Below are 8,462 nucleotides of genomic sequence, written 5' to 3' on the forward strand. Positions count from 1 at the left end.
AAATGTTACAAACTAGCACCACACGTATAATGATTTTCCAAATTATTTGGCTAGTTTAATAAACTTGTTAATTGAATATCGCTTAAGCGGCTTGATCTCTGATTTTTAAGGGACTCAAGCCGTTTAGTCATTCTTGCTTTTTTACCTTTCAGGGTTATACCGGCCGGCAGCAAGCCGCCTTAGCTATCGTCTTGAGAATCTCCGACTACAGTTGAAATATCCAGGTCATGATTTTTTAACTGTATTGTTATAGTTTTCAATGTGGATCTGTAAAAAATAAATAATAGTGATCACGGATAAGGTGTGTAGTTCTTTTATTTTTAAAAGAGAGATCTGAATTGTCAGAAGATGGATATTTCGAATTAATCGAATTTAAAAAAACTGATGATGTGAAGAGAAGGAGGCCACTAATAATATTAATGTTAAAGGTACCACAAAATTTTGTGAAACCGTTAACATAAATAAAAATAATTTATGGTTTTAAAAAATTTTTTGTGTAGAAGTAGCACGCTATTTTATACACATTAATATATTTAGATGTAGATACAGCAACGCTTTGACCCGATATATCCTTTTAAATCAAGATTTAGATTAGCACATTAAGCTAAGCGCTTTCAAAAAAATAGTTTGAAAAATATTGCACAAATAGCTTGAAAAATTACCCGAAGTGATATATCATCATAAGTGAAATGCTTCACAACAAATACAAAATAAAGCTTACCTTGGAGGCTATTATTATGAAAACGTCAGAAAAGAGTCAAAGTAAAGTTACAATAGATCCACTTGATGCACAGAAAAAAGCGAACGAGTATACAGGAAAGTTAGTTAGCAAAGCCGTTAAAGCCGAAGAAGAATACAGCACTTATACACAAGAAGAAGTCGATAAAATAGTAGCCGCTATGGCTTTAGCAGGTTCAGAAAACTCGCTAGCTTTAGCTCACGAAGCTGTTGATGAGACTCAACGCGGTGTGGTTGAAGACAAAGATACTAAAAATCGTTTTGCGACAGAAAATGTTTATCACACGATCAAGAATGATAAGACCGTTGGGATCATTGAAGATGATGTGATTCGTGGCAGTATCAAAATTGCTGCTCCTTTAGGTGTTATCGCTGGGATCGTGCCGACAACCAACCCAACTTCAACGGTTATGTTTAAGGCTATTTTAGCAATGAAGACTAGAAATGCGATCGTCTTTTCATTTCATCCACAAGCACAAAAATGTTCTGCTCATGCCGCACAGATCGTCTATGAGGCAGCCGTTAAAGCTGGTGCTCCAAAAAACATTATTCAGTGGATCGAAACTCCTTCACTTGAAAACACGACTGGTTTGATCAGAAACCAAAATATTGCAACGATCCTTGCAACTGGCGGCCCTGGTATGGTCAATGCAGCTTTGAGCTCGGGGAACCCTTCACTTGGTGTTGGTGCTGGGAATGGTGCAGTGTTTGTTGATCATACTGCTAGGATCGACCGTGCGATCGAGGATCTACTGTTATCCAAGCGCTTTGATAATGGGATGATTTGTGCCACTGAAAATTCAGCAGTCGTTGAAGCTCCGATTTATGCAGAGTGGTTGCAAAAGATGCAAGATCGTGGTGCCTATTTGGTTCCTAAAAAAGATTATCAAAAATTAGCAGATTTTGTGTTTAATGAAAAGCATGGTGTCAATGGGAAGATTGCTGGGAAATCAGCACATTGGATTGCAGATCACGCTGGAATTAAAATGCCTAATGATAAAGATGTTTTGATGTTCGAATTAGATCGTAAGAACATTGGTGAAAAGCTTTCTTCTGAAAAATTATGTCCAATGATCTCTGTTTACCGAGCAAAAGATAGAGAAGAAGGGGTCGAAATTGTTTGTGAGTTGCTTAACTATCAAGGTGCTGGCCATAACGCAGCTATTCAAGTTGGGACACAGGCTGACCCATTCATTAAAGAATTTGCTAACCGGACTGAAGTCTCTCGGATCTTAGTGAACCAACCTGATGCACTCGGTGGTATCGGAGATATTTATACCGACGCAATGCGTGCTAGTTTGACGCTTGGAACAGGTTCCTGGGGGGATAATTCATTGTCACATAACTTGTCGACAGAAGATCTGTTGAATATTAAAACAATCGCTAAACGGCGTAACCGTCCACAATGGATTCGTTTGCCAGAAGATATTTTCTTTGAAAAAGATTCAGTCACTTACTTGCAAGAGATGCCCGGCCTAGAAAAAGTCTTTATTGTTGCAGATCCTGGTATGGTACAGTTCGGATTTGTCGATAAAGTTTATTCCCAGTTAGACATTAGACCTAACCGAGTTAAGACTTCTCTTTACGGCACAGTTGATCCTGACCCAACCTTGAGCCAAACAATTGAAATTGCTAAGCAAATGCATCAATTCAAACCTGATACGATCATCGCTATCGGTGGTGGTTCAGCTCTTGATGCTGGCAAAATTGCTCGTTATATTTACGAGTATTCTTATGATAAAGAAGGGTTCTTAGATGACTACAGCAAGGTCAGTGCTTTGTTTGTCAAGTTGCAACAGAAATTTATGGATATCAGAAAGAGGATCGTAACCTTCAAGCATCAGACACATACGAAGATGGTTGCTATCCCAACGACCTCTGGGACAGGTTCAGAAGTTACTCCGTATGCCGTAATTACAGATGATGAAACACACGTTAAGTATCCATTGACTGACTACGAACTAACTCCAGAAGTATCAATTATCGACCCGCGTTTTGCTTTGACAGTTCCAGCACGGACAGTTGCATTATCTGGTTTAGATACTTTATCTCATGCTTTGGAATCGTATGTTTCAGTAATGTCTTCAGAGTTTACACGTCCTTGGGCACTACAAGCTATCAAGTTAGTCTTTGAAAATCTGGAAGATTCCTATAATTATCGGATCGAACACAGAACCAAAGGCGGCGAAAAATCCAGAGTTAACATGCACTATGCAGCCGCTTTGGCCGGAATGTCCTTTGCTAATGCTTTCTTAGGGATCAATCATTCCTTGGCTCATAAGACTGGTGGGGAATTTGGTTTACCGCATGGTTTGGCTATTTCGATCGCAATGAAACACGTAATTAAATTTAACGGTGTTAGCGGCAAAGTTAAACGGACACCATTCCCACGTTACGAAGTTTATAGTGCACAAAAAGATTATGCTGACATCGCACGTTATCTTGGCTTGAAAGGTAAGAATGATCAAGAATTAGTGGATGCATTATGCGATAAGATCGATCAATTAATGAAGGCAGTTGGCGTCACACCAACATTGTCTGCTAACGGCGTAACAAAGGAACAATTCAATGGTTCTTTAGATAAATTGGTAGACTTAGTTTATAACGATCAGTGTACGGCAGTAAATCCACGCCAACCAAGTTTAGCTGAGATCAAGCAACTCTTGCAAGATCAATTTTAATGACTATATAAATCTATTTTTTGATCCTCGTCTACATTGGATGAGGGTCTTTTTGGTGGTTAGGAAACAAACTGCAGAATAACGCAATCGTTGTTACAGTAAGGCTTCAATCTTTTGGAATATGTTTAAGGGCCGTCGATTTAACCCATGTAATGGGATAGATCGACGGCCCTTTTATGATCGGACAGCTAGTTATGTCCTAGATCCTTTATTATTTATGAATGAGGACTTTGCTTAAGAATTTTTGGGCTCGCGGTTGCGAGGGGTCGGTGTAGGCTTGTTTATGGGCGCAAACTCTTCAATAAAATGGACTGGGCCGTCAGTACTGTTAGCCTATGCTTTGGCGGGTGTTTTTCTGTATTTGATCATGCGTGCCTTAGGTGAGATGCTGTACATAGATCCAGCAACGGGTTCGTTTGCCAAGTATGCTACAGAATATATTCATCCGTTTTTTGGCTTTTTAACTGCTTGGTGTAATGTTTTCCAGTGGGTTATCGTTGGAATGAGTGAAATGATCGCCTTAGGAGGATATTTTGCTTTTTGGTGGCCTAATTTACCGCAATGGCTCCCAGGGTTGGTCGCGTTGATCATCATTACGTTAGCTAACTTAGCATCTGTTAAAGCCTTTGGAGAAATGGAATTCTGGTTTGCTTTGATCAAAGTCTTAACTATTATTTTTATGATCATTGCTGGGGCTTTATTAATTTTTGTCGGAGCGGGTAATGATTTTCATCCGATCGGTCTGGACAATTTATGGACACACGGTTTTTTTACTGGGGGATGGAAGGGCTTCTTCTTTTCTTTAGCTATTGTCGTGGGTTCTTATCAAGGAATGGAACTGATCGGTGTTAGTGCTGGTGAAACTGAAAATCCCCAGAAAACTTTAGTTCAAGCAATCAAGTCGATGATCTGGAGGATATTGATTTTTTATATTGGTGCAATTTTTGTGATCTTATGTATCTACCCATGGGATAAGCTAGGTTAAGTGGGTTCGCCTTTTGTGCAAACATTTGCTAAATTCGGCATTCCGATCGCCGCGGGGTTGATCAACTTTGTTGTAATAACGGCTGCTTTGTCGGGAGCAAATTCCGGGATCTACAGTTCCAGCCGAATGCTCTATACTTTGGCTGATAAGAAACAACTGCCGCATAAATTTACGCTGCTAGGACGAAATGGTATTCCTATTTATAGTGTTTTGGCAGTTTCTTTTGGGATACTTTTGGGCGTTATTTTGAATGTGGTATTACCTCTGATTTATAAAGATGCGAGCTCTATTTTTGTCAAAGTTTTCAGTGCCAGTATTTTACCGGGAATGATACCATGGTTTGTGATCTTAGTCAGTCAGATAAAGTTTCGTAAGGTTCACCAAGAAAAATATGCAGACCATCCCTTTAAAATGCCTTTTTCACCTTATACGAATTACTTAACATTGTTCTTTTTGTTCGTTGTTTTGATTTTTATGTTTTTAAATAGCGAGACCAGAGTCTCTGTTATTGTTGGGGTAATATTCATTCTTTTCTTGGTTATTATTTATTTTTCTAAGCGAGGTACAAAAGCTGGGGAAAAGGACCTGTAAATCCTGGTAAAAGATATTTAAAAAGACAGTTGTTAAGGTGAACGTTGATCTTCTAGAACTCATTCGAAGATCAGCGGTTTACTAGCAGATAGTGGTTGGACAGTAATGTAAGTAAAACAAACGGGCTGGAGAAATCAAAAATCGATTTTTCCAGCCCATTTACATAACTTGGACTTATTACGGGTCACTTCTTTATTTATCCCAACCAAACTCTGAATATGGGATTTGTTGTAAATAGTTATATACACCAAGTTTACGATCCTTTATTAATTGGGAAGGCAGCTTATCTAAGGAAGCCCAAGTTAGTTCACTGTTTTTATCAGGTTCCATGATTTTTGGAGTACCATGGTACTTTTGGATAAGAAAATAAGCATTATGGTAAATTTTGCCAGTTTCTACGTCATTTTTGTGAATCAGCGTGACAAATTTAATGTCTTCTAAGTCTGTTTTCGGGGGGGACGGTGCCTTACTAGCTAATCACAAAAAAGAACATATAATAGCTTTATGATATGCTCTCCTTATAGTAGACATGGAAATAAACAAAATCCGTATTCTACTGATAAGGAGAGCATATTAAAATCCTCAGCCAACTTAAGGGTCATTTGTTGCATTGTTTAGACCCTGCCAGATTTTTTGTTGTTAAAGGGCTGATCTTATGGAAAAGACGAGGGTCTATTACTAATAATGGACCCTGCTTTTAACTTATTCATGATGTCCTAATCTTTGCAAATATCCAGCAAAATCTTCATCTTCAGAAATAATTCCTGTTTCTTTTTCTTCATACCAGTTGATTTTGTCGTTTAAAATTTGCAGATGATGTTGAATTTCTGAAAATTGCTGTAAAAAATTATTTTTAGTTGTTTTTAAAAGCTTTAGACGTTGTGGAATAGTACTGTCTCCTTGTTCGCGCCACATAATATATTGCTTGAGTTCTTTAATACTCATACCAGTTCCTTTTAAATGATTTAAGAATTTAAGCCAACTAACATCTTCTGCGGTATAGTAGCGCCGTCCATTAAGATCTCGCTGTGGTTTGATCAAGCCTTCGTTTTCATAGTATCTTAAGGTGGAAGCTGGCAAATTAAATTTATGGCTGAATTCCCCGATATTATATTTTGTATTGTTAGAGAAATTATTCATTTTAGTCTCTCCTTAAAGTTAGATTCATTAACTATTATACAAAAATAGGCTGAAAAACAAAACTTTTCGTTTTCGTTGACTTAAAGTGTACTTTAAGTAGTATATTAAATTTCAGAGGTTAGGAATGGAGGTAAACGAATGAGTAAGCAGTGGACAACGGAACAATTAAATAAATTCACGAATGCTGATGACATGCATGTTTCGCATTTTTATGCGGACGGAAAAACCTATGGAACGCCAACATGGGTCTGGACAGTTGTTGTCGACCATAATTTATACGTGCGAGCTTATAATGGTCAAAATTCTAGGTGGTATCAGTCAGCTATGGTACAACAAGCTGGTAAGATCAAACTAACAGGTAAAGGATTTGAAACAAAATTTATAGATGCAGCAGGGAACAATGAACTGGATTTAAAAATCAGTTCTGCATATCAAGCAAAGTATAAAGACAGTCCATATTTACCGCCTATGCTAAAAAAAGGTCCAGTCAATGCAACGGTTAAAATTTTACCTAGATAGTTTAATAAATTTATTTTATAGGAGGGATTTTTATGGTTAAGAAACAAACCGCCGGACAAGAACAGTTAGGTGCTTTTGCACCACAATTTGCCCACTTAAATGATGATGTTTTATTTGGGGAAGTTTGGAGTAAAGAAGACCAGTTATCTGCGCATGATCGTTCACTAGTAACTATTGCAGCGCTGATTTCCATGGGAAACACTGAGCAGTTAACGACTCACTTACAAATTGGGAAAAATAACGGTATTACACAGGAAGAAATTGTTGCTGAAATCACCCACTTAGCTTTTTATGTCGGTTGGCCGAAAGCCTGGTCAGCTTTTAACCGAGCAAAAGAAATTTGGCAGGAAAAATAATTTGTTTTAGACAAGATAAGGAGGAGAAGAATGACAGCGAAAAAAGTTGAACAACCAGGAGTATTTGCGACTGGGTCAAAAAACGATGCTTATGCCCAATACTTTATTGGTCAAAGCTATAACAATAAGTTAGTAACTCCTGGGAAAGATGTTAGTGTTCCTGTAGGAAATGTAACATTTGAGCCTGGTTGTCGTAATAACTGGCATATTCATCATCACGGGAGTCAAATTTTACTAGTTACTGGCGGCGAAGGCTGGTATCAAGAAGAAGGTAAACCAGCCCAACGATTAAAGCCAGGTGATGTCGTGATCGCACATGATGGCATAAAACATTGGCATGGGGCAACTAAAGATTCGTGGTTTAGTCATTTAGCCATTACTACAGGTACTTCAGAATGGCTCGAACCAGTGACAGATAAAGAATATTCTGCATTATCTTAAGTTAGCAGCAGCTGATTGAATAAGGAAGGTAGAAAGATGACAATTCTAAATGAAAAGTACACTTTAAATAATGGTGTTAAAATCCCTAAACTAGGTTTTGGTACGTGGTTGATCGACAATGATAAAGCAGCTACAGTAGTTCAACAAGCAGCCCGAATCGGATATCGTCACTTTGACACTGCACAAGCCTACGGCAATGAGGAAGGTGTTGGTGTCGGATTAAGGGGAACCGGCCTTAACCGGGATGATTTATTTGTGACAACTAAGGTGCAAGCTGAATTTAAAGACTATTCGACGGTTAAGAAATCTATTGACCAATCGTTACAAAAACTAGGGTTAGATTATGTGGACCTATTATTGATCCATGCTCCTGAACCGTGGACTGAATTTCATGGCGAGAACCATTATTTTAAAGAAAACTTAGAAGTTTGGCGTGCCATGGAAGAAGTGCTTCAAGCGGGCAAGGTTCGTGCAATCGGTGTTTCTAATTTTTTACAAACGGACTTAACTAATATTTTAGAAAAGGGTTCAGTTAAACCTGCAGTTAACCAATTATTAACGCATATTGGTAATACTTCTTTTGATTTACTGAAACAAGCAAAGCAAAATGATGTCTTAGTTGAAGCCTATTCACCCGTGGCACATGGTGAAATCTTGCAAAATGAACGGATCAAGCAAATGGCGCATAAATATCGAGTTTCAGTCCCACAATTGGCAATTCGTTATTGCTTGGAATTAGGAACCTTGCCCTTACCTAAGAGTGAAGATCCGGAACATATTGCTAATAATGCGGACGTTAATTTTAAAATAGCCGTAGAAGATATGCAGACTTTACAAAACCTACCACAAGATAAAGATTATGGTAATTCAAGTGCTTTTCCTGTATTTAGCGGCAAATGATTTAATAGTCATAAAAAAATAAGGTTTTCCTATATGAAAAGGGAGTTCCTTATTTTTTAGATGATAACCTTTAGTTGCTATCTAAAGGTTGAAAGTACCAAAACAGACCGT

General features: G+C 38.0%; 6 protein-coding genes and 1 pseudogene. 6 read left to right on the forward strand and 1 reads right to left on the reverse strand.

The window, feature by feature from the left end; all coding sequences use genetic code 11:
* Positions 1-737: 737 nt before the first annotated feature.
* The gene (gene adhE / locus FC65_RS07055) at positions 738-3,419 is read left to right on the forward strand and encodes a bifunctional acetaldehyde-CoA/alcohol dehydrogenase (RefSeq protein ID WP_056972079.1); all 2,682 of its coding nucleotides are present in this window, start codon (positions 738-740) and stop codon (positions 3,417-3,419) included.
* Between the two features lie 244 nt (positions 3,420-3,663).
* Positions 3,664-4,995 (forward strand): annotated as a pseudogene (locus tag FC65_RS07060) (amino acid permease).
* A 702-nt stretch (positions 4,996-5,697) separates the two neighbouring features.
* On the opposite strand, the gene FC65_RS07065 reads toward FC65_RS07060, so the two are convergent.
* Entirely contained in the window at positions 5,698-6,135 is a 438-nt protein-coding gene (locus FC65_RS07065; RefSeq protein ID WP_010499306.1) for a MerR family transcriptional regulator, read from the reverse strand.
* 138 nt (positions 6,136-6,273) lie between these two features.
* Here FC65_RS07065 and FC65_RS07070 point away from each other — a divergent pair, with 138 nt between their 5' ends.
* The 4 genes from FC65_RS07070 to FC65_RS07085 are packed head-to-tail and all read left to right on the forward strand — an operon-like array spanning position 6,274 to position 8,351.
* Complete coding sequence (locus FC65_RS07070) at positions 6,274-6,654, forward strand: DUF2255 family protein (protein WP_010499304.1); 381 nt, start codon at positions 6,274-6,276, stop codon at positions 6,652-6,654.
* A gap of 32 nt (positions 6,655-6,686) precedes the next feature.
* The gene (locus FC65_RS07075) at positions 6,687-7,010 is read left to right on the forward strand and encodes a carboxymuconolactone decarboxylase family protein (RefSeq protein ID WP_010499302.1); all 324 of its coding nucleotides are present in this window, start codon (positions 6,687-6,689) and stop codon (positions 7,008-7,010) included.
* Between the two features lie 30 nt (positions 7,011-7,040).
* A complete protein-coding gene (locus FC65_RS07080) occupies positions 7,041-7,451 on the forward strand; it encodes a cupin domain-containing protein (RefSeq protein ID WP_056972080.1) in 411 nt (136 codons plus the stop codon).
* Between the two features lie 36 nt (positions 7,452-7,487).
* Positions 7,488-8,351 carry an aldo/keto reductase gene (locus FC65_RS07085; protein WP_056972081.1) on the forward strand — a complete coding sequence of 288 codons (864 nt, stop codon included), beginning with the start codon at positions 7,488-7,490 and terminating at the stop codon, positions 8,349-8,351.
* Positions 8,352-8,462 lie beyond the last annotated feature (111 nt).

It is taken from the genome of Ligilactobacillus acidipiscis DSM 15836 (genome assembly GCF_001435755.1).
GTDB lineage: Bacteria > Bacillota > Bacilli > Lactobacillales > Lactobacillaceae > Ligilactobacillus > Ligilactobacillus acidipiscis.

Coding starts and splice junctions, on each gene's coding strand:
- adhE (WP_056972079.1), top strand. CDS start 738: ATGAAAACGTCAGAAAAGAGTCAAAGTAAAGTTACAATAGATCCACTT.
- FC65_RS07065 (WP_010499306.1), bottom strand. CDS start 6,135: ATGAATAATTTCTCTAACAATACAAAATATAATATCGGGGAATTCAGC.
- FC65_RS07070 (WP_010499304.1), top strand. CDS start 6,274: ATGAGTAAGCAGTGGACAACGGAACAATTAAATAAATTCACGAATGCT.
- FC65_RS07075 (WP_010499302.1), top strand. CDS start 6,687: ATGGTTAAGAAACAAACCGCCGGACAAGAACAGTTAGGTGCTTTTGCA.
- FC65_RS07080 (WP_056972080.1), top strand. CDS start 7,041: ATGACAGCGAAAAAAGTTGAACAACCAGGAGTATTTGCGACTGGGTCA.
- FC65_RS07085 (WP_056972081.1), top strand. CDS start 7,488: ATGACAATTCTAAATGAAAAGTACACTTTAAATAATGGTGTTAAAATC.